20 protein-coding genes are annotated in these 23,225 nt (G+C 42.4%); 10 read left to right on the top strand and 10 right to left on the bottom strand.

Annotation, left to right across the window (positions count from 1 at the left end; all coding sequences use genetic code 11):
- Nucleotides 1-196 precede the first annotated feature (196 nt).
- The 4 genes from M2273_RS26485 to M2273_RS26470 form a co-directional block, all read right to left on the bottom strand.
- Nucleotides 197-2,332, bottom strand: a complete 2,136-nt coding sequence (locus tag M2273_RS26485) for a carboxy terminal-processing peptidase (protein ID WP_429400791.1) — start codon at nt 2,330-2,332, stop codon at nt 197-199.
- Between the two features lie 186 nt (nt 2,333-2,518).
- Nucleotides 2,519-3,142, bottom strand: a complete 624-nt coding sequence (locus tag M2273_RS26480) for a hypothetical protein (RefSeq protein ID WP_429400790.1) — start codon at nt 3,140-3,142, stop codon at nt 2,519-2,521.
- Nucleotides 3,143-3,290: 148 nt separating this feature from the next.
- On the bottom strand, nt 3,291-4,133 hold the full coding sequence (locus M2273_RS26475) for an isoaspartyl peptidase/L-asparaginase (protein WP_429400789.1): 843 nt from the start codon (nt 4,131-4,133) through the stop codon (nt 3,291-3,293).
- 141 nt (nt 4,134-4,274) lie between these two features.
- Nucleotides 4,275-5,198: a cyanophycinase gene (locus tag M2273_RS26470; RefSeq protein ID WP_429400788.1), complete on the bottom strand. Its 924-nt coding sequence runs from the start codon at nt 5,196-5,198 to the stop codon at nt 4,275-4,277.
- A gap of 158 nt (nt 5,199-5,356) precedes the next feature.
- Here M2273_RS26470 and cphA point away from each other — a divergent pair, with 158 nt between their 5' ends.
- A complete protein-coding gene (gene cphA / locus M2273_RS26465) occupies nt 5,357-7,984 on the top strand; it encodes a cyanophycin synthetase (RefSeq protein ID WP_429400787.1) in 2,628 nt (875 codons plus the stop codon).
- Nucleotides 7,985-8,099: 115 nt separating this feature from the next.
- Here the strand turns inward: cphA and M2273_RS26460 are convergent, their stop codons facing one another.
- Nucleotides 8,100-8,786 carry a DNA-3-methyladenine glycosylase family protein gene (locus M2273_RS26460; RefSeq protein ID WP_429400786.1) on the bottom strand — a complete coding sequence of 229 codons (687 nt, stop codon included), beginning with the start codon at nt 8,784-8,786 and terminating at the stop codon, nt 8,100-8,102.
- A 34-nt stretch (nt 8,787-8,820) separates the two neighbouring features.
- On the opposite strand from M2273_RS26460, the gene M2273_RS26455 reads away from it, so the two are divergent.
- The 4 genes from M2273_RS26455 (at nt 8,821) to M2273_RS26440 (ending at nt 13,153) form a co-directional block, all read left to right on the top strand.
- The gene (locus M2273_RS26455; protein WP_429400785.1) at nt 8,821-9,021 is read left to right on the top strand and encodes a hypothetical protein; all 201 of its coding nucleotides are present in this window, start codon (nt 8,821-8,823) and stop codon (nt 9,019-9,021) included.
- A 297-nt stretch (nt 9,022-9,318) separates the two neighbouring features.
- The gene (locus M2273_RS26450; protein ID WP_429400784.1) at nt 9,319-10,599 is read left to right on the top strand and encodes a replication-associated recombination protein A; all 1,281 of its coding nucleotides are present in this window, start codon (nt 9,319-9,321) and stop codon (nt 10,597-10,599) included.
- Nucleotides 10,600-10,953: 354 nt separating this feature from the next.
- Nucleotides 10,954-12,429 carry a DUF5687 family protein gene (locus M2273_RS26445; protein ID WP_429400783.1) on the top strand — a complete coding sequence of 492 codons (1,476 nt, stop codon included), beginning with the start codon at nt 10,954-10,956 and terminating at the stop codon, nt 12,427-12,429.
- Between the two features lies 1 nt (nt 12,430).
- Nucleotides 12,431-13,153 (top strand): ABC transporter ATP-binding protein, encoded by a 723-nt coding sequence (locus tag M2273_RS26440; protein WP_429400782.1) that lies wholly within the window; start codon nt 12,431-12,433, stop codon nt 13,151-13,153.
- Nucleotides 13,154-13,279: 126 nt separating this feature from the next.
- Here the strand turns inward: M2273_RS26440 and M2273_RS26435 are convergent, their stop codons facing one another.
- Together M2273_RS26435 and M2273_RS26430 are read right to left on the bottom strand one after the other, a co-directional pair.
- Entirely contained in the window at nt 13,280-14,524 is a 1,245-nt protein-coding gene (locus M2273_RS26435) for a peroxiredoxin family protein (RefSeq protein WP_429400781.1), read from the bottom strand.
- A 390-nt stretch (nt 14,525-14,914) separates the two neighbouring features.
- Complete coding sequence (locus M2273_RS26430; protein WP_429400780.1) at nt 14,915-16,054, bottom strand: acyl-CoA dehydrogenase; 1,140 nt, start codon at nt 16,052-16,054, stop codon at nt 14,915-14,917.
- 401 nt (nt 16,055-16,455) lie between these two features.
- Here M2273_RS26430 and M2273_RS26425 point away from each other — a divergent pair, with 401 nt between their 5' ends.
- From M2273_RS26425 to pnuC, 3 genes are all read left to right on the top strand, one after another.
- Nucleotides 16,456-16,698, top strand: coding sequence for a helix-turn-helix domain-containing protein (locus tag M2273_RS26425; RefSeq protein ID WP_183557205.1), 243 nt, complete (start codon nt 16,456-16,458; stop codon nt 16,696-16,698).
- An 84-nt stretch (nt 16,699-16,782) separates the two neighbouring features.
- The gene (locus M2273_RS26420; RefSeq protein WP_429400779.1) at nt 16,783-18,834 is read left to right on the top strand and encodes a M13 family metallopeptidase; all 2,052 of its coding nucleotides are present in this window, start codon (nt 16,783-16,785) and stop codon (nt 18,832-18,834) included.
- 89 nt (nt 18,835-18,923) lie between these two features.
- A complete protein-coding gene (pnuC, locus tag M2273_RS26415) occupies nt 18,924-19,526 on the top strand; it encodes a nicotinamide riboside transporter PnuC (RefSeq protein ID WP_429400778.1) in 603 nt (200 codons plus the stop codon).
- Nucleotides 19,527-19,528: 2 nt separating this feature from the next.
- Here the strand turns inward: pnuC and M2273_RS26410 are convergent, their stop codons facing one another.
- The 3 genes from M2273_RS26410 to pepT form a co-directional block, all read right to left on the bottom strand.
- The gene (locus tag M2273_RS26410; protein ID WP_429400777.1) at nt 19,529-20,110 is read right to left on the bottom strand and encodes a hypothetical protein; all 582 of its coding nucleotides are present in this window, start codon (nt 20,108-20,110) and stop codon (nt 19,529-19,531) included.
- 65 nt (nt 20,111-20,175) lie between these two features.
- Nucleotides 20,176-20,670: an N-acetyltransferase family protein gene (locus M2273_RS26405; RefSeq protein WP_429400776.1), complete on the bottom strand. Its 495-nt coding sequence runs from the start codon at nt 20,668-20,670 to the stop codon at nt 20,176-20,178.
- A 26-nt stretch (nt 20,671-20,696) separates the two neighbouring features.
- On the bottom strand, nt 20,697-21,947 hold the full coding sequence (gene pepT, locus M2273_RS26400; protein WP_429400775.1) for a peptidase T: 1,251 nt from the start codon (nt 21,945-21,947) through the stop codon (nt 20,697-20,699).
- A 74-nt stretch (nt 21,948-22,021) separates the two neighbouring features.
- On the opposite strand from pepT, the gene M2273_RS26395 reads away from it, so the two are divergent.
- Both M2273_RS26395 and M2273_RS26390 read left to right on the top strand, forming a co-directional pair.
- Complete coding sequence (locus tag M2273_RS26395) at nt 22,022-22,774, top strand: hypothetical protein (RefSeq protein WP_429400774.1); 753 nt, start codon at nt 22,022-22,024, stop codon at nt 22,772-22,774.
- On the top strand, nt 22,771-23,127 hold the full coding sequence (locus tag M2273_RS26390) for an MmcQ/YjbR family DNA-binding protein (protein WP_429400773.1): 357 nt from the start codon (nt 22,771-22,773) through the stop codon (nt 23,125-23,127). Before M2273_RS26395 ends, M2273_RS26390 begins: the two co-directional genes overlap by 4 nt.
- Nucleotides 23,128-23,225: the final 98 nt, after the last annotated feature.

Genomic DNA, 23,225 nt, shown 5'->3' with positions numbered 1-23,225 from the left:
CTGCAAGTAATTCCGTTTCAGGGTGAGGTCGTTCGTGTTGATGCGCATAGCTCTTAATTTAGCTATTCTTGTCCTCGAATTATCTGACCTTTACAGCAATGACGGGTGATTATAAAACAACAAAGCCCGGCTCTAAAAAGAGCCAGGCTTAAATATGTTAATTCAAGAACTCCCCCTTTAGGGGGCTGGGGGGCCTTTACTGCGGCGTTACGCTTGTCAATTTTGGTTCCAGGCTAATATAGTCGGTCATGATCTGGCCGGCTTCGCGTTTTACAAAATCAAGGTCCTCATTTTTAGGTTTTGATTGTCCCTTTTTGAGCGCTGGTAAACCTAAAGCAACGCGGCGCAGGTTATTGCGATCCAATGCTTTTTTCTCATCAGCATCGCGTTCTTTCTTTAGCTCAGCCTCGTTAAGGGTTACGCTGTTTTCAGTATCATGCTTTTTAAAATCGGCAATATCTTCCAGCATGTATTTATAACTGTCGCTGGTGGCCATACGCTGATCATGCAGTTTTTTAATTTGTGGTAACACACCTGTAAAATCGCCGGTTTTGGTATAATCGGTTTTGGCGATGATATCAAAAGGCATTGCAGATGGCTCGGTATCCTCACCATATTTATCCAACGGAATTAATGATGGGAACTGAATATCGGGCATTACACCTTTATGTTGTGTTGAATTACCACTGATGCGGTAAAACTTGGCAATGGTTAAGTTAAGCTGGCCATAAGTACTTTGACTACCGGTTGATACTTTCTTATTTCCACCGCCCGCCAGTTGGTTAATTTTGTCGCGGATAGGCGAGCCTAACACACGGTCAAGGTCAATTGCACTTTGTACCGATCCTTTACCATAGGTTTGGGTGCCCAGTATCAGGCCGCGACCGTAATCCTGTATAGCGCCTGCAAATATTTCAGATGCCGAAGCGCTAAAACGGTCAACCAGGATACCCATAGGGCCTGTATAAGATATTCCCGGATCATCGTCCTTATCAACATCTATTTGTTCCTTAGTATCCTTAACCTGTACTACCGGACCGGTTTTTATAAACAAACCGGTAAGCTCAATAGCTTCCATCAGTGAACCGCCACCGTTTTCGCGCAGATCGATCACTATACCATCCACATTTTCACGTTTTAGGGTATCTAAGATCAGCTTAACATCGTGCGTAGTGCTTTTATAGTTAGGGTTACCTGCTTTGTAATCATTAAAATCGATATAAAAAGCCGGTATAGCAATCACACCAATTTTTACGGTTTTTCCATTGTTGTTATAGGTGCGTATCTCTTTTTTAGCCGACTGATCTTTTAAAATGATCTTTTCGCGTACCATTTCAACAACTTTTGGTTTGCCGCCAGCACCAACACCTGCCGGTAATATTTCAAGCTTAACAACAGTACCTTTGGTACCACGTATTAAGGCTATGGCATTTTCAATGCGCCAGCCTACTACGTTTTGAAACTCGCCGGTTTTGCCTTGTGCAACACCAATAATGCGATCGTCAATATTTATCTGGTGGCTTTTATCAGCCGGGCCACCCGGAACTACCGTTTTAATGGTCACATACTCATTCTCAGTGAGAAGAGATGCTCCGATACCCTCTAACTGACGCGACATTTCGATATTAAAATTTGCCGCGTTTGATGGGTTAAAATAGTTGGTATGCGGATCAATAGCCTCGGTAAAGGCATCCATAAAATATTGAAAAACGTCCTGATTTGACAGTTTATTGGCTTGCGACAATAAGTTCTGGTAGCGCTTTTTCAAAGTTTCCTTATTTTTAGCCATATCGCTGTTGGCCAATTTCAGGTTAAGCAGATCATATTTTACACGCTGCGACCACATAGCATCCATATCGGCTTGTGTAGCAGGCCATGGCAATTTGTCGCGGTCATAAACAAACTCTTCTTTCTTATTAAAATCGAAGTTTTTATTAAGCTGGGCCAGTGAGTAGTTTACATGCTCAATGTATCTTTTTTGAAAAACATTGAATATGTAAAAGGCATCATTCAGGTTGCCGCTTTTCAGATCATCGTCAAGCACAGTCTTATATTTTTCAAAATCCTTAACATCCGACGCTAAAAAATAACTGTGATTTTCATCAAGCGCTTTTAAATAACGATCATAAATAATTGTTGATACTGAATCATTCAGATCAACCTTTTTATAATTATAATTTGATATAAGGGATGCGATTTGCTTACAAACAACACTTTGTTGTTCATCAGGTTGGAGATCGGTTGAACCGGGAACTTTTATAGGTTTTGATGGTGATGCTTTGCAGGCAAGTGCAGCGGCCAGCACCAATACTAAATATACTTTCTTAAACATATCTTTTACTCTAATTAAATCGGGGGTTGTGTAAAACATCAATATTTGTGCCTAATATTTATTTGCTAATGTAAATAAAAAGAGACAGTCAAAAAGCTGTCTCTTAATTACAATAACAATTATACGATAATGTTTTAGTTGTAGTATATAACCCTCAGCATTTTACGCTAATGTTACATAAAAAATTTATTTTATAGCTGCTTTGGGGTCTGTATCAGCAGTTTCGGCATAGCGAATCTCTGTTTTTAGCGTGCTTTTGTTATCCTGCAGGTAGCGCATTTGCTTATCAACCGCGGCTACATCCATAGTAAGACCAAGTGAACTGGCCAGGGTACGTGCCTCAGCAAGATCCTGTTTAGCTTGTGTAAAATCGCCATAGCCGGTTTTTACCGCAGCCAGGTTTATAAGGTTGGTAATGGTATGCCGGTTATCATTTTGCTGGCGCGATATCTGTAAACTTTGCAGCAAATACCACTTAGCTTCTGATAGCCTGTTTTGTTTCAGGTACATTTGAGCAAGGTCACTAAAATTATAACTGGCAGAATTATAAACCCGGAAACGCATGTTATGCTGGGCCGTTTTCATTACCGATGCCTCCATCAAAAAAAGCGAGTAAGGGGTACGCACAATTTGCGCATATTGGATCTTGCTTTTTGTGATTTGGACAATGGGTAATCTTTTTATGGAATTATCCTTTAAAAGGGCAATTTGCGGATAGCGGGTATGCTTTTTAAATGGGTTATACTTATACCACTGTGCAGACACAGACAGGCTAAAGGAACATAAGATTAGAAGTAAAATGAATCTCATTTAATCTTTGACTGGGCTTAATATAAATCAATCAGATAAACAAATATAATAATATATTGCAGTTAAACAATATCTGTAACAGGCAATTTGCTTAACCAGCTCCTTTAACGAAAGAAACTAACACAATGTTATAATTAATAATTTTAATTTATTCAAAAATCTCTATATCGCCATCATGCAGGGCCCAAACCATATAAGGATGGGTATCGGCATGATAAATATGACCTTCGGCTGATATACCTACAATGCCCGCAAAGCCATCAAATGGCTTTAATTCATCAAACGTTTTATCAGTGGCCATGGATATGGGCATACCATCGGTAACGCGGGTAACAATTTTTGAAGCTACGGAGCCGCTTACAATATCCTCACCTACCCCAGTGCATGAAATCGCGGCATAACCATTGGCATAATTGCCCGCTGTAGTTGCAGAATCGCTTACCCTGCCTGGTATCTCAAAGCCTTTGCCCCCGGTTGAGGTGGCCGCAGCCAGGTTACCATATAAATCAAGTGCTACACAACCCACGGTGCCCAGTCTTATAGAGTCTCTTAGTTTTTGTTCATACTCATGGCGGCGCTGCGGTGTTTCGGGGTTATAATAGGTTACACCATTGTTAGTGGCAAAATCACGTGCACCCTTACCGCTTAAAACACGATCCTCATAATCCAACAGCTTTTCGGCTATACAAATGGGGTTCTTTACATCCTCAATATTAATAACACCCGAAAAACGCTGTGTTTTACCATCCATTAAGGAGGCACTTAGCCGTATGCGGCCATCACTTTGGATCTGCGAGCCGGTGCCCGCGTTAAAAAGCTCACAATCTTCCAGCAGACGCACGGTATAAACCACCGTTTCTAAAGCGGTATGATTTAAAAGGTATTTATAACCTAATTCCACTATCTCCCTTAAAGCCTCTTGTTTGGCTTGCTTTATTTCCTGGTTGGTTTGCGATTCGCTAAAAAAACCGCCATGTATAATGATCTTCATTTTGAGCTGGGTTGATTGATCCAAAAGCTGTATAAACTATAACTCTTTTATGATCGGTTTATTTCCTGTAACGAAATGGAGTCTCCCTCTACTTGCAGCGGGTTTAAAGCACTCTTTCCGGGAAGGGTTTGGGTGAATCCTTTATTGCAGCAAGTTACCGCTATCAGGTGCGTGTATAAAAACGCCATCCTCCACTTTAACCGTTTTTTTGATGATCAAACGGTGCTGGGCCAGATCATATTTATCAAAAATAGACATCACATGTACTTTCAGATTATCGATAGAAACCGGCGAACCTATTTCTACATCATAAATATTGGTTGCCACAATGTTACGGCCATCCACCAAAATAATTAAGCCCGATCCAATAGCCTCCATCATACTGCCTTCGGTTACCAGCAAACCGGTATCCTCGCCCAGGCCTATACCTAAAATACCCGGGTTGGTAGCTACAGCATACATTAAACGGCCAATACGCCCCCGCTGAACAAAGTGGGTATCAACAATTACCGAATCAATAAAACCAAGACCTGCGGTGATCTGTACCTCGCCTTTGATCAATGCTTCGTTACTTTGCCCGCGATAGATCATATGGGTTGAAGCGGCTGCCGCCCCTGCCGATGTACCTGCTATTACAAAGTTTTCTTTTACGTAACGCTGTTTTAATATCTGTAAAAACTCGGTGCCTCCAAAAATGGCGGTAAGCCTAAGCTGATCGCCACCACTAAACATCACTACATCGGCTTTTCGGATACGGTCAAGGTATTCCTTGTTGCCCGCGTCCTCGCGACTTTTAATGTGCAGCACATTAACATTGGTAACATTTAACTGGCCAAAGGCCTTGATGTATTCATTGCCAACCAGCTCCGGAATTTGGGATGCTGTAGTTATTACTTCAATTAAGGAGCCTTCATGTTTGGCAGATTCGGTGATGATGCGCTTTAAAATGCCCTGTTCAAAAAATTTAATATAATCGGGTTGCAATATATGCTCCTGAATGGTAACATTACTCCCCATATCAACTGCTCCGCCTATAATTATTAGTTTTCCTTTCGGGACAATCATAATTTTAACAATATATTAATACAAATTAAGATAAAAACCTGCACATACGCAGGCTCTTGTAAACATTTAATGTCTTTTTACCTATAAAGTTTTATTTACACTATTAAGTTTTATAGTTTTAAAGAAATTAAGCCGGTTTAAAGTTTTGTAATCAACGTATGAAGATCGAGAATATACAAGTATTGCGCGGACCAAACATTTGGAGTATCCGCCGTAAAAAATTAATACAAATGCGGCTTGACCTGCAGGAGATGGAGCATAAGCCCACCAACGAAATTGATGGATTTTATGAGCGGCTTGAAAATCTGCTGCCCAGCCTGTATACCCATCGCTGTTCGCCAGGTGTACCCGGAGGTTTTTTTCAGCGGGTGATAGCAGGTACCTGGATGGGCCATGTTATTGAACACATAGCACTCGAAATTCAAACACTTGCCGGAATGGATACCGGCTTTGGCCGCACCCGCGAAACCAAAACCAGAGGCGTATACAATGTAGTATTTGCTTACCTGGAAGAGAAGGTTGGCGTTTTCGCGGCAGAATCGGCAGTACGAATAGCAGCGGCATTGATCAAGGGCGAGGATTATGACCTTGACACTGATATACAGCAAATGCGCGAGATCCGTGAAAATACCCGCCTGGGACCAAGTACAGGCTCCATAGTAGAAGAGGCCATTGCCCGCGATATTCCCTGGATCAGGCTCAACAACCAATCATTAGTACAGTTGGGTTATGGTAAAAACCAGGTCCGTTTCCGCGCTACCATGACCGAAAAAACCAGCAGCATTGCTGTTGATATTGCCAGTAATAAAGACGAAACCAAACGGATGCTGCAAGAGCAGGCTATTCCTGTTGCCAAAGGCATCACCATTTCATCCATTGAAGGTGTGACCGAAGCTATCCGCAAAGTGGGTTTCCCGCTGGTGTTTAAGCCGCTTAATGGCAATCACGGGCGTGGCATATCTATCAATATCAGAACTGAAGAAGATGCTATCGCGGCCTATGAACATGCCGCCAAAATATCATCAAAGGTTATTGTAGAACGATTTATTACCGGCTACGATTTCAGGGTATTGGTGATAGATAATAAAATGGTGGCCGCCGCCCTGCGTGACCCCGCACATGTAATGGGTGATGGAACATCAACCATTCAGCAACTTATAGATAAAGAGAATGCTGACCCGCGCCGCGGCTACGGGCATGAGAACGTGCTTACACTTATTGCGATTGATCGCGATACACTTGACCTGCTGGAAAAGAAAGGTTACACGCTTGATACCGTACCGGCAAAAGACGAAAAGGTGTTTGTAAAATCAACCGCCAACTTAAGCACCGGTGGTACTTCTGTTGACGTTACCGACCATGTTCACCCGCAAAATATTTTCATTTGCGAGCGCATCTCAAAAATTATTGGTCTGGATATATGCGGCATTGATATCATGGCCCAAAACCTGACCGAACCACTTACCGACAATGGCGGTGTGGTATTGGAGGTTAACGCCGCGCCTGGCTTCCGGATGCATATTGCGCCGAGCGAGGGCTTGCCGCGCAACGTTGCCGGGCATGTATTGGATATGCTTTATCCAACCGGTAAATCGGCACGGATACCTATTATTGCTATAACGGGCACTAACGGTAAAACCACTACAACACGTTTAATTGCACATATTGTAAAAAACAACGGTCACCGGGTAGGCTTTACCACCTCTGATGGTATTTATGTGCAGAACAATATGATGCTCAAGGGTGATACTACCGGCCCGGTGAGCAGCGAGTTTATTTTGCGCGACCCTACAGTTGACTTTGCCGTACTGGAAACCGCTCGCGGGGGCATCCTTCGTTCGGGCCTGGGTTTTGGTTTTTGCGATATAGGCGTGGTAACCAATATACAGGAAGACCACTTGGGTTTGGCAGATATTCACACCCTTGACGATCTGGCAAGGGTAAAAAGTGTAGTACTTAACTCCGTTAAAAAGGATGGATGGGGTGTTTTAAATGCCGATAATGAACATTGTGTACGTATTGGCAAAAGGGCCGAGTGTAATATTGCCTATTTCAGCCGCAACGAGAATAACCCGATCATCAAATCGCATTGCCGCAAAGGCGGCATTGCTGCCATTTGCGAAAACGGTTTTATTACCATACAAAAAGGCGACTGGAAGATCCGTGTACAACGTACTATCCTGATCCCGCTAACTTTTGGGGGCACAGTTCCGTTCATGATTGAGAATGTACTGGCCGCCACACTGGCTGCATTTTTATGGGGATTTAAAACTGAGGATATTAAAATGTCGCTAGAAACCTTTATCCCTTCGGCAGCGCAAACGCCGGGAAGGATGAACATTTTTGAGTTCAGGGATTTCCGTTTCATGATCGATTTTGCACACAATCCTGATGGCTATAATGGTATCAAGGCATTTTTAAGCCATATTGACTCGCCACTCAAGATTGGTATTATTGCAGGCACCGGCGACAGGCGCGATGATGACATCCGCGAACTGGGCAAAATATCTGCCGAGATGTTTGATTATATCATCCTGCGCCAGGAAAAACACTTGCGTGGCCGTACTGCCGAAAATATTTTGAGCCTGCTTACAGAAGGTATTCAATCCGTTGATGCCAATAAACCATTTGAGGTAATACCAAAAGAGGTTGATGCCATTAAACACGCGATGAGCCTTGCCAAACCAGGCACGTTTATCACCGCCCTAAGCGATGTGGTTGACAACGCCATTGAAACCGTACAAAACTACCAGGAGCAGGAAAGGAACGGGTTGTTTAACGTGTAGACGCACCCCGGCCCCCTAAAGGGGGAGCTTTTGAAAATCTTATTGAAGCGCCCGGCTCTTTGAGCCGGGCGTTGTTCATTTATTTCGTTTGTTATAGTTGGATTAAACATGCGAATCAAAAAGCTCCCCCTTTAGGGGGCCGGGGGGCCGGAGCTGACAGGTAATAATGCCACAACAGCATCGAGGCCACCGTACGGTAAGGCTGCCATTGTTCTGCCATTGAAATTAATTCTTCCCTTGTGGTTTCTTTGGGTAATTTCTTTACTCTTTTTAATGCGTTTACGGCGGCAAGGTCGCCAACCGGGAAAATATCGGCGTGTTGTAGTACAAACATCAGGTACACATCGGCAGTCCAGTTGCCTATGCCTTTCAGGGCGGTAAGCTTGGCGCGGATCTCCTCATCAGGTAATTGCTCCAATTCGGTTAAGTTGATTTGCCCGCTGATGACGGCCTCGGCCAGGTATTTGGTATAAGTAGTTTTTTGACGACTGAAATAACAGGCTTTAAATTCCTCGTCGGTAAGCAATAGTACCCTTGCCGGGGTAATATCCTGTACCCGCTCCCGCAGTTTATTTAATGCTGATAGTGCCGATGCAAGCGACACCTGTTGCTCCAGAATGATATGTACAAGGGTTTCAAATGTATTCGGCCGCGACCATAACGGCGGGTAACCATGGGTATTAATGATATTGGCCAGATCAGCATCGGCAGCGGCAAGTTCATCACAGATGGCGCGGTAGTTGGATTGGTTAAACTGTTTAAGCATTTGGTTGTTATTGATCAATTGATGTGCTTTTGACAAAATAAATAATTATTTTAGCATTAAATTGAATAGCATGAACATTCAAGCCGAGAAACTGAATCTTTTACAAACCATCATGAATACTAATGATGAAGGGTTGATCATGGATGTAAAAGCCTTTTTATCGGGTAGAAAAGCTGATTGGCTCGATGAGTTGAGTGATGAGCAGCAAAAAGATGTGATGGAGGGCTTGGCCGAAGCAGATCGTGGCGAAACTGTCGGCTCGTGTAAATGAGTATCTCGAAACGTTACAGACCCAACCTTTAATGTTTCGTAAATCTGCCAAAATAAAACATACACATATCGGTGTAATAATCAAACAAGTTTCATTGGTTTACAGAATAAAGCCTAAAAGTCAATCCATTGAACTGATCGCTTTTATTGATAACCGGCAAAATCCTAAAAAGAACAAGGTCTAAATACTTTTCTAAAACATTGCTTCTGTCTCGCAATGACATGTTGTAGTTATTAGCGCCGATTAAATTACTAATTTTTTTAGGATTTAGCATTTAGTTTTCTGAATTTTACCAATATGAACAATCTGCCTCCTTTAGCCGAACGTATGCGCCCAAAATCGCTCGACGATTATGTTGGGCAAAAACATCTTGTAGGGCCAGGCGCGGTTTTGCGCAAAGCCATCGAATCGGGCACGCTGCCATCCATGTTGTTCTGGGGGCCGCCGGGGGTGGGTAAAACAACGCTGGCTTATATCATTTCGCAGTCGTTGTACCGTCCGTTCTTTTCATTAAGTGCCATCAACTCTGGTGTAAAAGATGTGCGGGAGGTGATCGAAAAGGCATCGTTATTAAAAGAACAAGGCGAAACGCTACCCATATTGTTTATTGATGAAATACACCGTTTCTCCAAATCGCAGCAGGATTCTTTACTGGGCGCGGTAGAACGCGGCATAGTAACCTTGATAGGTGCCACTACCGAAAATCCATCGTTCGAGGTGATCTCGGCTTTGCTATCGCGGTGCCAGGTATATATTTTGCAACCACTGGCCGAAGAAGACTTGCTAAACCTGTTGGATAAGGCCATGAAAGATGATGTAGTGTTGCAGGATAAAAAAATCATCATAAAGGACCATGAAGCACTGCTGCGCCTTTCAGGCGGCGACGCGCGTAAGCTGCTCAATATTTTCGAGCTGCTGGTAAACGCCTTTGATAGCCCCGAAATAACTTTAACCGACGAGGTGGTATTGGAGCATGTACAGCAAAACATGGCGCTTTACGATAAAACCGGCGAACAGCATTATGATATCATATCGGCCTTTATCAAATCCATGCGGGGATCAGACCCTAACGGCGCGGTTTACTGGCTGGCCCGCATGATCATAGGTGGCGAGGACCCTCTGTTTATTGCCCGCCGTATGCTGATCCTGGCATCTGAAGATATAGGGAACGCCAATCCAAATGCCCTTTTACTGGCGCAAAGCTGTTTTGAAGCGGTGAACAAGATCGGTATGCCCGAGTCGCAGCTTATATTATCGCAAACAGCCATCTACCTGGCAACATCGGCCAAAAGTAATTCGGCAACCACGGCAATTGGGGCGGCAATGGCATTGGTACGCCAAACCGGCGACCTCCCTGTTCCGCTGCACCTGCGCAACGCCCCTACTAAGTTTATGAAAAATATAGGCTATGGAAAAGATTATAAATATGCCCATAGTTATGAAGGTAATTTTACCGAGCTCGACTTTTTACCCGATGCTATTAAAGGCACCAAAATTTATGATCCAGGCAATAATGCCCGCGAGAATGAATCAAAAGAAAAGTTGAAAAAATTGTGGGGCGAAAGGTATAAGTATTAAAATTAGTATCATGTATCAAGATAGCTTTTAGAGCGATGCGATAGTCTCCCCAAAAATCTTGATACATGATACTAATTACTTGATACTCCATCCGGGTTTCAAGATAGCTTCTATATGCCTGTAACTGTTCATATCCACACCCGTGAACGCTCATGAACACCAATGAACTACTGATAATCAACCACTTAAATAAATGACCCTGGTGACAAAACACTGTCACCACTTTTATCATCTATACCTGTTATGTTTGAAAGCAGGCATCAAAGTGAAAGAAATCTTGATACTTGATACTAAGTACTTGATACTCGATTCCTGTTTCATTATCTTCAACCAAAACTTATCTTCAAACAATACATGGTAACTACTTTTATCAGGCATGAGTTAAAAGCTTTCTGGCGATCAAAAAACACAGGCAAAAGCATTGCCATACGTGTGGTAATGGGCATTTTGATCCTTTACCTGTTTCTGAATGTGTTATTTGTAGGCGTGTTTTTAGATAAGATTTTAGAAGAAGTTTTTCCAAATGACGACCTGGTAAAATCATTCTGCGGTATCATTTTGATCTATTTTTTGTTCGATCTGCTGATGCGCCTGCAGCTGCAGGAACTGCCTACACTACGGGTTCAGCCTTACCTGCATTTACCCATTAAGCGCAACACCCTGGTGCGTTACCTGGCTTTAACTGCGGTTTTATCTGTATTTAATCTTTGGCCGTTTGTACTATTCTTCCCCTTTGTTTTTAAAGTTGTAGCAACCGACTCGGGTTTGCTGGTTTCATTTGCCTTTGTGGTTGCCATTATCGGTCTTACGGTATTTAACAACTACCTGGCACTTTATATTAAAAGAAGATCAAACCTCAATGGCTGGGTATTCCTGATTGCCGCTATTGTTTTAATACTAATCACTACCTGCGATTTCAAATGGCACCTATACTCCCTGCACGATATATCTTACGCGTTCTTCGGGCGTTTACTCACCATACCCGCCCTGGCAGTAATACCATTGGTACTCGGGGTTGTCATGTACTATTTTAACTTTTTATACCTCAAACAAAACCTATACCTCGAAGAGCTTACCGCGCATAAAATAAAAACATATAAAAGCAATACCGATATCCCGTTCCTTGCCCGTTTTGGTGCCGTTGGCGATCTGGCAGCTAACGAGATTAAGCTGGTGTTGCGTAATAAACGGTCAAGATCATCCCTCATTATGGGCCTGTTCTTTATGTTTTACGGACTGATATTTTATACCCAAAAAGAATATGGCGAGGGCTTTAAAATATTTGCAGGTATGTTCATGACGGGTATATTCATTATCAATTACGGTCAGTTTATGTTTAGCTGGCAGGCATCGCACTTTGATGGTTTGCTGGTGAACAACATCAGCTTTACCGATTTTGTGAAGGCCAAATATCTGTTGTTCACCATCGTATCAACCGCGGCCTTTTTATTAACCACGCCTTATGTATATTTTGGATGGCATGTTTTGTTGGTCCACTTTGTGATGTACTTATGGAACATCGGGATAAATACCACCATAGTGCTGTTTTTTGCCAACCGTAATTTTAAGCGCATCGATCTGTCAAAGGGCGCATCGTTCAATTGGGAAGGTGTGGGCGCTACCCAGCTATTGCTCACATTTCCGCTTTTAATAGCGCCTTATATCTTTTACGGTCCGTTAGCCCTTTTTAAACACCCGGACATAGGCCTGGCTTTATTGGCGGCAATAGCTGTAACATTTTTACTAACCCGTAACTATTGGATAAAACAACTGGAAGCCGATTTTTACACTAAACGATACCAGATAGCCGAAGGCTTCAGAAATAAATAATATGATTGAGATAAAGAGTCTTAAAAAAGTTTATAACGGCATCACCGTTGTTGATGTGCCGCATTTGGAGATACGCAAAGGCGAAAGTGTTGGCCTGGTGGGCAACAACGGCGCGGGTAAAACCACGCTGTTCCGCATGATCCTTGACCTGATACGCCCCGAAACCGGCGAAGTATTATCAAACGGCGAAGTAGTGGCCGGTCATGAAAACTGGAAAGCCTATACCGCATCATACCTTGACGAAGGTTTTTTAATAGATTACCTCACGCCCGAGGAGTACCTTTATTTTATTGGCGGGCTGCACCAGCAAAGCCAGGCCCAGGTTGAAGAAGCTTTAGCCAAACTGGGCGATTTTTTTAACGATGAGATCTTGAACAGGGGCAAATATATCCGCGATCTGTCAAAAGGCAACCAGTGTAAGGTTGGGGTGGCATCATGCCTGCTGCAAAACCCGCAATTACTCATGCTGGATGAACCTTTTGCCAATATTGACCCCAGCACACAGTTCAGGCTTAAAAACATGCTAAAGGAGGCAAACAGGAACCAGGGCATTACCAACATAGTATCCAGCCATGACCTTAACCATATTACCGATGTGTGCGACCGTATTTTACTGATGGAAAAGGGCATCATTATTAAAGATATAGCCACCAGCTCATCAACCCTAAATGAACTGGAAGATTATTTTGGAGTGGGGCAAACTTTAAGCCCCCCAGCCCCCTAAAGGGGGAGCCTTTGAATTACCCTTGTAACAGAAAGCCCGGCTTCTTTGAAGCCGGGCTTTCTGTTTTTTTATAAAATCATTTGCACATCTGAAATTTGCATATCTGCACATCAAGAGGCTCCCCCTTTAGGGGGCTGGGGGGCTTTCCGATAACAGATCATCCGTCAGTTTTTCAAACTCGCTGATAAACTCGGTATAATGCTCACCGGTACCAGGGCCACTAAAGCCGGTATGAATTTTACGTACGTCGCCGCTTTTATCAATAATAATAGTGGTAGGGAAACCAACCACTTTAGTCAGCATGGGCAGACTTTTAGCTGTTTCAACCTTGTTACTGGTATAACCGGTTATTAATAAAGGATACGGCACATTAAACCGGTTCTTTATTTGCAGCACCGCGTTTTTTGATTTCTCAAAATCGGTGGTACGCTCATAAGCCAGACCAATAACTTCAACCCCTTTAGATTGATACTTTTTGTAGTAGTTCACCATGTAGGCCGTTTCGTCCATACAGTTAGGGCACCATGAGCCTAAGATCTGTACAATAACCACTTTGTTTTTATATCGGGCGTCCTGCAATGAAACTTCCTTACCATTAATGTCCTTAAAAGTAAAATCTATTTTTTTATATCCCGGTTTAAGCGCGGTAAGCGAATAAGCATCAGGCAATTTGGCATTCTCATCCTTAACCGCTGTCCAAGGCTGTACAGAGGTGGCTCCGGCATAAAACTTACCATCAATTAAAGTTCGTGCATCCTTAATCGTGGCAGTAAAGGTATAGGCATGGCCGCCATCAAAGCACGACAGGTATAATTTATCGCCAGATACAGTTCCTTCCAAAAAGCGGTAATCGCCGGTAGTGGTTAAAAATGTACCCGTAAGTCTGTTGCCATCCTGTTTAAACTCGCCAACAGTAGTATCGCGTCCCTCGCCTTCGCTCATAACAGCCGCCCACCTACCTCCTATATTATAAGTCGGTTTATCCGGTGTTTTTACAAATCGCCATGCCGTATTAGGTGTGGCCGAAAATTCAACAGCGGCATCACGCTCGCCCAGGTGTTTTACCCACTGACCTTTTAAATTGCCGCCATCTAATTTCAACTTAAATTCGGAGTCAAATAAAGGCATGTGTATAAAAACCGAATCGCCTTTGGTGGTAACATCCGTTACTTTAAATCTTTCGGCGCCATTAATTATAGCCAGTTCTTGTTTAGCTGCTACATCTTTTACATCAAAATTAAAAGGGATCTCGGCACCTGATGCTGTTTTAAGAGCACCTCGCCATAAGCCCGTTTTAAGTTTGGTTTGAGCAAACGTTGGCTGTAAAAGCAAAGCAAATGATAAGGTGGTTATTATTGTTTTAAAATTCATTCTTTAAAATAGTCTACTAAGTTGATATACTTTATCAAAAGTATAAAAACAAGTCAACTATTTCAAACTATTTTGCCTCACCTAAACGGCGAAGTCCTCATGTAATAATCCTTTCCAAAGGAGCGGGCTTTAATTTCGCAATTTTGAACCCTCTCCTCCACAGTTGACTCACCCGGTCTACGCTTCGCTGGACTACCCTCTCTCCGGCTTCGCCGCAAAGAGGGTAAAGGAAAAAAATGTTGAAATCCCTTCTTTACGCGGAGCGTAGAGAGGGGTGACAAGCGCAGCGATGTCGGGGTGAGTCGATACCGCGTTTAATTCTTGTCGTCTGTCCAATAATGGGCTATTACTCTCCAAAAAGAGTGGGTAGGGTGAGGCTCAACAAGTCAACTATTTCAACACCTCACGCGAAATCACAATCCGCTGAATTTCAGAGGTACCTTCATATATCTGTGTAATTTTTGCATCACGCATCAGGCGTTCTACATGGTACTCCTTAACAAAACCATAACCACCATGAATTTGCACTGCCTCAATAGTTGTTCGCATAGCCACTTCCGAAGCAAAAAGTTTGGCCATTGAACTGGCCTGCGCGTAAGGGTGCCCATGATCTTTTAACCAGGCAGCTTTAAGGCATAGTAAACGCGCGGCTTCAATTTCAGTAGCCATATCGGCCAGTTTAAATTGAATGGCTTGTAAATCGGCAATGGTTTTACCAAAAGCCTTACGCTCTTTTGCGTATTGCACGGCAAGTTCATGAGCTCCTGAGGCTATTCCCAAAGCCTGTGAAGCAATGCCTATACGGCCCCCCTCTAAGGTGCTCATGGCAAACTTAAATCCAAAACCCTCATCGCCTATCCGGTTCTCTTTAGGTACTTTAACATCGGTAAACATAAGCGAATGGGTATCAGAACCGCGTATGCCCATTTTATTTTCTTTAGGACCAACGGTAAAACCGTCCATCCCTTTTTCAACAATAAGCGCGTTAATGCCATGATGTTTTTTAGAGGCATCTGTTTGAGCCATCACCAAATAGGTTGATGCCGAATTGCCGTTGGTGATCCAGTTTTTGGTGCCATTAAGCAGATAATGATCGCCCATGTCAATAGCAGTGGTGCGCTGCGAAGTGGCATCAGAACCGGCTTCAGGTTCTGAAAGACAAAACGCGCCAATCACTTCGCCTTTGGCCAGTGGTACCAGGTATTTTTGTTTTTGCTCTTCGGTGCCGTATTTTTCAAGACCGTAACAAACCAGTGAGTTATTTACCGAAACCACTACCGATGCAGAGGCATCAATTTTCGAAAGTTCCTCCATTACCAGCACATATGATATAACATCCATACCACTGCCACCGTATTGCGGCGAAACCATCATTCCTAAAAATCCCAGTTCGCCCATTTTTTTTACCTGCGCGGCCGGAAATTTTTGATGTTCATCGCGCTCAATTACACCGGGCTTTAATTCTGTTTGTGCAAAATCACGCGCTGCCTGGCGTATCATTAACTGTTCTTCTGTAAATTCGAAATGCATAATATTTAAAAAAATAAATATAGTGATTACTATGCACGCATAGTAAAAATTATTGCACAAAAAAAGAGAGCTTTTTTCAAAGCTCCCTTTCCCCTAATTAATTTAAACTATTGATTAAACCCAAAACAAAGAACAAAAAATCTCAACTTGGGCGTCTGAGAATTCAAAAAAAGTTTTTCACAGGTAGGTGATTTTAATTTTTTTTTCACAGATCGTATGCAGGGCGAATTGAAGTAAACAATTTTGCTGCCACAATTTTTAAAATAGGCTCACCTAAACGTCAGTAAATATTTGTTCAGACATATATTTATTACCAATATTTTTCCTGAACTTTAATTACATAATATTATTTATTTGTCACGCCACATTGTTACCTAATTACTAAAGAGCCATACCCAACCATGCTACTTACTGATTTTGAATATCTTAGCAACTCCGACGATGCTTTTAAGAAAAAAGTAGCCCTCCAAATTAAAAACCTGAGGAGGCAAAATCAGGTAACTCAAGAAAAGTTTTTTACCGAAACCAATATCAATATTGCCCGGTTAGAGTCAGGTAAGATAGATATCAGGTTGGATACTTTAAGGAAAGTTTGTTACTATTTTGATGTTTCTTTGGCCGGTTTTTTTCAAGGCATATATTAAAAAGGTATTTTTTTTATTAAATTGCTATTTCATATTCTACTATTCCATACATCCGTTGTATTTTATAACATACACTTAAAATTTATGATCAAAAAAAATTCGCCCCGGGCAATTGCAGCAGGTGCCTTTGGCTTGTTACTACTTGCAGCCTGTAAGGATAAAACAAAAGTTTATGCCGATAACGATCCGGTTTTTAAAAACATGGATACCACGGTAAAGCCCGGCGATGATTTTTTTAAATATGCCAATGGCACCTGGCTCAGGAAAAATCCGATACCACCAGCATACGCGGCCTGGGGAATTGGCAATGTGGTAGAAGAAGAACTGCGCGACCGCATGAAGAAAATAAACGAGGATGCCCTTAAAGCCAATGCCCCTAAAGGCAGCAATACTCAAAAAATAGGTGATTTTTATTACAGCGGTATGGATACCGTTGAGATTGAAAAACAAGGCTTATCTCCCCTTAAAGATGAACTGGCCAAAATTGACAAGGTAAAAGACGTTAAGGGATTGATGGAGGAATTTGCGCATCTTAAAAATATTGGGGTAGAAACACCTATTGGGGCTTACCCCGGCCAGGACAGCAAAAACAGCGATAAAATAGTATTGCAGCTTGATCAGTCGGGCATAGGGCTGCCCAATCGCGATTATTATTTTAATACGGATGCACATAGCGTTGCCGTACGTACTGATTACCAGCAAAAGCATTTGCCTGCAATTTTTAAACTCATGGGGCTGCAACCCGATGTGGCAATAGCAGCAACTAAGAAGGTGTACGAGCTGGAGAGATCTTTGGCCGATAGCAGTCGTAAATTGGAAGATCTGCGCGATCCTTACCATAATTATAATAAAATGCCATTAGCCGGCTTAGGCAAACTAAGTCCGGATGTTGATTGGGCATCAACATTTAAAAAAATGGACTACAAGCATGTTGATACCGTTATTGTTGGTCAGCCTGAGTATTACCGCGCCTTAAATAAAGCGCTGAAAACCTATAGTATTGATGACTGGAAAAACTACCTGCGTAAAAACCTGGTGACCGCTTTTGGCCCTTATCTGAGCAAACCTTTTGATCAGGAACTATTCCGCTTTTACGGCACAGTGCTTAATGGCAATAAAGAGCAACTGCCCCGCTGGAAACGGGTGCTGGATACCGAGAACGATTTAATGGGCGAAGTATTGGGGCAAATATTTGTAAAAGAATACTTCCCTGAAAAAACAAAGGAACGCTATGTTAAATTGGTAGAAACCATGCGCGCGACCTTTAAGGAACATATTGAAAAGTTGGATTGGATGAGTCCCCAAACAAAGGAAAAGGCCTATTACAAACTAAGTAAAGTAATGCCAAAGGTTGGCTACCCTGATAGGTGGAAAGATTTTCAGACCCTTGGAATTAACCGCGGGCCTTATGCTTTAAATGTAATGCGCGCCAATAACTGGTGGCATAAATACACCGCCGCCAAACTGGGCAAACCGGTTGACCGCACCGAATGGGGTATAACACCACAAACTTATAACGCCTATTACAATCCATCAAACAACGAAATTGTATTGCCTGCAGGCATATTCACTATCCCAGGTTCCAGAGACGAGGATATTGACGATGCTGTTATATATGGATATGCAGCGGCATCAACCATTGGGCACGAAATGACACACGGTTTTGATGACGAAGGCAGGCTGTTTGATGCAAAAGGGAATTTAAAACGGTGGTGGCTGCCGCAGGATTCGGTAAAGTTTACCCAGCGGGCCCAAATGCTCATAAACCAGTTTAATGGCTATAGCATTTATGGTTTGCATGTTAATGGCAAAGCCACACAAGGCGAAAACATTGCCGATTTGGGAGGTATCGTAATTGGCCTTGATGCATTTAAAAAGACTGATCAGTATAAAGAAGGGAAACCGATCAACGGCCTAACGCCATTACAACGTTATTTTTTGGGCTATTCTTTGGGTTGGCTTGGTCAGGAGCGCAAGGAGTCGTTATCCAGTCAGATACTGACCAATGAACATGCACCCGGCTTTATGCGCGTTAATGGCCCATTTACCGATGTGCCGGAGTTTTACGAGGCTTTCCATATTAAAAAGGGCGATAAAATGTGGTTGGATCCGGATAAGCGCGTAAAGATCTGGTAGGCGAGCCTCCTGCCCCTTAAAGGGGGAGCAATAAAAACGCAAAGGGCTGTTAATCATACTTAACGGCCCTTTTTTTATATATTTGATCAATGCAGATCATTCATTTCCTCCAGGAATGGTGGGGCCATCAAACCTGGCCCGAGATCATTGGCGTTATAACCGGTTTGCTTTGTGTATACCTGGCCGCTGTAAACAACATCTGGAACTGGCCTTTTGCAATTGTAAGCGTGGGCATTTACATCTTTATTTTTTTTGAAGCCCGCCTTTATGCCGATATGGGGCTGCAGTTTTACTTTATGGCCATGAATATTTACGGCTGGTACCATTGGAGCCGAAAGCCTGCTAACGAGAAAAAAACACCCGTTACATTCATCAGCAAAAGAGAGGTTATCCTGTCAGCTATCGCTGTAGTTTTATTCACCTGTATATTAGGCTCGGTTTTAAAGTACACTACGGCTTCGTTCCCTTATCTGGATAGTTTTTGTACGGCATGTAGTTTAGTGGCCCAGTACCTTTTAGCACGCAAGGTTTTACAAAACTGGCTGATATGGATCTTTGTGGATATTATTTACGTAGGTATATATATCTTTAAGGACCTGCACCTAACCGCTATGATGTATGCTATATACGTAGCCATGGCACTGTTGGGCTATCTTGATTGGAAAAAAGAATATAAGAAGCAGATGGGTTAAATTTACAGCGCGGGTTGACTATCTGTAAGTTCATCATCATTTCCAAACTTATCCGGTTGCAAGCCATTGTCATGTTGCAATTCTTCAATATTTGCCTGCTCCTGTTTTATGGCTATTCTTAATTTTTCAATGAAGTATAACCAATAAATAGCTACCAGGTTAAAGGCCAGAATAAATGATCTGTTGTTTGTGCCTATTGATAATTGCCAAACGGAGTTAAGCGCAAAATTAAAGTTAAACTTAAGCCCTTGGTTTATACCCATTCCTAATTCAAACATTAAACCCGACGCATATTGATAAGCATAACCAAGCATGGCAAAATGTATTATCTGAAGTGCCTGATTAATGATTGATAAACTAAGTCCCCGGGAATACTTGTCTGTAAGCAACAGCCTGCCGCAGTAAATAGAGAATCCATAAAGCCCAAAAGCAACCAAAATGAATAATAATATCAACCCGTTTATCTGCCCGGTATGAGCTATAAGCCAAATGGTAATCAAAAGCCCTACTATTCCTCCAATTATTTGGTACCAGCCAAATATTTTTAATTTAAGTTTAGATCTTGAACTCAGAAATGACTGCATAAAAATTTAGGATAAGACATGAAATTATCCATTATAAACTAAATGCCAAAATTTTCTTTAAATCGTTACAATTCCTTCCTCATCACATAATCATTCATCCAGTACTTACCTATTGATATATCTTCTTCGTAGGCAATAGTAAAGCCCATTTTTTCGTAAAAAGTTTTAGCGTTATTATACCGGTTTACATTGAGTTCAAGTATGTGTTTGCCTGCATCAGTGGTTTTTTGGGCAACTTCGTTGATCAGTATTTTACCATATCCCTTACCTTGCGTTACAGGCAGGCAATATAGTTTATGCAGCTTATAGATATCGGCATTTTCCTCGCGGGGTGAGTAGGCCGCAAAAGCTACCGGCGGCCCATCTTCAAGCAGCAAAAGATAGGTCTGCAGGTTATTTTCTATCTGACTCCTAACCTTATCTTCCGAATAAATTTCGCCCAGCATAAAAACTATCTGTTCCCGCTCCAATATAGGCCCGTAGGTGGCCCACCATGTTTGGTCGGCTATCTGCCTTATGGTTTCTACATCATTTATAGTTGCTGTCCTGATGGTGTACATATTAACATTTGTTTAGACTGATATTTTTAACTTTTTTCTTCCCATATCATGCATAAGTGCAGTATGGTTTCAACCGCTTTTTGCATATCCTGTACCGATACCCACTCCTGCTTGCTGTGAAAGGCATGTTCGCCTGCAAAAATATTGGGGCATGGCAAGCCCATGAACGATAGCCTTGAACCATCGGTACCCCCTCTTATACTGCAAAGCTTTGCAGTTAGGCCGGTGCGGTTAATGGCCTCCATGGCATACTCCACGATCTGCGGATGCTGGTCAAGCACATTTTTCATGTTGCGATACTGTTGGGCTACTGTTAACTGGTACGATGATCCCGGAAACTTTTTTAATACCTCATCGGCAGTTTTGCGGATAACGTTTGCATGGTCACTTAATTTTTTCTCATCAAAATCACGAATAATAAAATCAATACCAGCGGTTTCCACATGCCCATCTATCTCTACCGGATGTATAAATCCCTGCATTTCTTCCGTATGCTCAGGCGACAGATCATCAGGCAATGCCGCTATGATCTCACCGGCAATTTTTATGGCGCTTTCCATTTTACCTTTGGCAAAGCCCGGATGCGAGCTAACCCCATGTATGGTAAGCCTGGCTCCATCGGCCGAAAATGTTTCATTTTCCATATTACCGGCGCTTTCGCCATCCATGGTATAACCCGCATAAGCACCCAGCTTGGCTATATCCACATGATCAACCCCATGGCCCACCTCTTCATCCGGAGTAAATAATATCCTGATGTTGCCATGTTTTATTTCGGGATGGTTCATCAGTTGGTAACAGGCATCCATAATTTCGGCCACGCCGGCTTTATTATCGGCGCCTAACAAAGTAGTGCCGCTGGCTGTGATCACATCATTGCCCAGTTGGTTTTTCAGGTCGGGGTGCTCGGCCTGTTTAATAATTTGCGCATGGTCATCAGGCAGTATAATATCCTGTCCCTGGTAATTTTTATGAACAAGGGGCTTAACATTTTTTCCGCTGCAATCGGGCGCGGTATCCATGTGTGAGCAAAAACAAATTACAGGCACCTGCTTATCGGTATTAGCTGGTATAGTGGCATATACGTAGCCATATTCATCCAGGTGCGCGTCGTTCACACCAATGGTTAATAATTCTTCAACCAGTAGCCTGCCCAAATCTTTTTGCTTTTCTGTTGATGGAAACGAAACAGAAGAGGGGTCTGATTGCGTATCAAGGGTAACGTAACGTAAAAAGCGTTCGGTTACGGTGAAATTTAATGATGAAGTAAAATTCATAAGGCTATATTAGTAAAATTTATCAGCACCCGTACCTGACTGGTTTCTTTGTAAATATTGATTAAAATTTAATATTGAAAAAATTTATTCTGTTTTTTGTTCTGGTTTTCGCTATAACTACCGCAAAAGCGCAAAGCGGTTATAATTATTATGAATGGGGATGGGGCGGAGGTATTGGCTATGGCAAAGCCTATGCCGATACAAAGAAGCAGGATTATCATCCCATATTTAACCTTAATATCGCCTACAATTATAATCCATATCTGCCAATAGCTCTTGAATTTCAGTTCGGGACACTTTCAGGAGGAGGGCGCACGCCTGATAAAGATCAATTTGGCAGGCAATATAAAAACAATTACAAGGCGTTAATTTTACATGCCGATTTGCAAATGGGCGATATTATTGATTACTCGTACAGTGATTTTTTAAACGTCGTGAAAAATTTTTACATTGGTACCGGCATTGGTGCAATCAGCAACAAAATGGTTGATATACAACGAACTAATTTGCCTTTATACCCCCAAAACGGGCCTATAGGTACCACCGTTGGCTTTGAAGGGCAAGATAAAAGCATAAACATGGTAATCCCGCTCCGCTTGGGTTATGAGTTTAAAATTTATGACGATTATGATCAACCGGGCTATACCATCACCATAGGTTATGAACACAATTATACCTTTGCCGAAGGCATTGACGGATACAATGATAATCCACAAATATTCAAGAATAACGCACCTGATCAATATGCCCATTTTACTATAGGTTTTAGGTATAATTTTGGCAATACAGTATCTTATAACAAATTGATAAGGAATTTTAAATTTTGAACATAGAAGAACTACGTGATTATTGCCTGCAAAAACCAGGAGCAACAGAGGGTTTTCCCTTTGGTGAGGATACTTTGGTTTTTAAAGTTGGCGGCAAAATGTTTTTATTGACAGGCCTTCAAAGCGGCAACAGCTTCAACGCCAAATGTGACCCTGAACGGGCAGCCGACCTGCGCGAACGATACCCTGAGGTACAACCCGGCTACCATATGAATAAAAAAATGTGGAACACCGTTTATATGGATGGTTCATTAACCCGTAAGCTACTCTGCGAACTGATTGACCACTCGTACGAACTGGTAGTTCAAAGCCTGCCCAAAAAGATCCAGGCCGAAATTGCTGCTTTGGAATAAAAGCAAGAGATAAGAATTAAGACCCATTTTCGGACTCCCTGGCTCTTGTTTCTTATCTCTTGACTCTTTTTATAGTAAAAATACCCTTACATACCTGC

It is taken from the genome of Mucilaginibacter lappiensis (assembly GCF_050433765.1).
Lineage (GTDB): Bacteria > Bacteroidota > Bacteroidia > Sphingobacteriales > Sphingobacteriaceae > Mucilaginibacter > Mucilaginibacter lappiensis_A.
This window is presented reverse-complemented; position numbering and strand designations above follow the sequence as displayed.

What these genes read in the sequence shown, in the direction of transcription:
- pepT (WP_429400775.1), bottom strand. Translation starts at nt 21,947, where the DNA reads ATGAATTTTACTTCATCATTAAATTTCACCGTAACCGAACGCTTTTTA.
- M2273_RS26430 (WP_429400780.1), bottom strand. Translation starts at nt 16,054, where the DNA reads ATGCATTTCGAATTTACAGAAGAACAGTTAATGATACGCCAGGCAGCG.
- M2273_RS26455 (WP_429400785.1), top strand. Translation starts at nt 8,821, where the DNA reads ATGAACATTCAAGCCGAGAAACTGAATCTTTTACAAACCATCATGAAT.
- M2273_RS26475 (WP_429400789.1), bottom strand. Translation starts at nt 4,133, where the DNA reads ATGAAGATCATTATACATGGCGGTTTTTTTAGCGAATCGCAAACCAAC.
- M2273_RS26440 (WP_429400782.1), top strand. Translation starts at nt 12,431, where the DNA reads ATGATTGAGATAAAGAGTCTTAAAAAAGTTTATAACGGCATCACCGTT.
- M2273_RS26485 (WP_429400791.1), bottom strand. Translation starts at nt 2,332, where the DNA reads ATGTTTAAGAAAGTATATTTAGTATTGGTGCTGGCCGCTGCACTTGCC.
- M2273_RS26405 (WP_429400776.1), bottom strand. Translation starts at nt 20,670, where the DNA reads ATGTACACCATCAGGACAGCAACTATAAATGATGTAGAAACCATAAGG.
- M2273_RS26450 (WP_429400784.1), top strand. Translation starts at nt 9,319, where the DNA reads ATGAACAATCTGCCTCCTTTAGCCGAACGTATGCGCCCAAAATCGCTC.
- M2273_RS26445 (WP_429400783.1), top strand. Translation starts at nt 10,954, where the DNA reads ATGGTAACTACTTTTATCAGGCATGAGTTAAAAGCTTTCTGGCGATCA.
- M2273_RS26425 (WP_183557205.1), top strand. Translation starts at nt 16,456, where the DNA reads ATGCTACTTACTGATTTTGAATATCTTAGCAACTCCGACGATGCTTTT.
- cphA (WP_429400787.1), top strand. Translation starts at nt 5,357, where the DNA reads ATGAAGATCGAGAATATACAAGTATTGCGCGGACCAAACATTTGGAGT.
- M2273_RS26420 (WP_429400779.1), top strand. Translation starts at nt 16,783, where the DNA reads ATGATCAAAAAAAATTCGCCCCGGGCAATTGCAGCAGGTGCCTTTGGC.
- M2273_RS26410 (WP_429400777.1), bottom strand. Translation starts at nt 20,110, where the DNA reads ATGCAGTCATTTCTGAGTTCAAGATCTAAACTTAAATTAAAAATATTT.
- pnuC (WP_429400778.1), top strand. Translation starts at nt 18,924, where the DNA reads ATGCAGATCATTCATTTCCTCCAGGAATGGTGGGGCCATCAAACCTGG.
- M2273_RS26435 (WP_429400781.1), bottom strand. Translation starts at nt 14,524, where the DNA reads ATGAATTTTAAAACAATAATAACCACCTTATCATTTGCTTTGCTTTTA.
- M2273_RS26470 (WP_429400788.1), bottom strand. Translation starts at nt 5,198, where the DNA reads ATGATTGTCCCGAAAGGAAAACTAATAATTATAGGCGGAGCAGTTGAT.
- M2273_RS26480 (WP_429400790.1), bottom strand. Translation starts at nt 3,142, where the DNA reads ATGAGATTCATTTTACTTCTAATCTTATGTTCCTTTAGCCTGTCTGTG.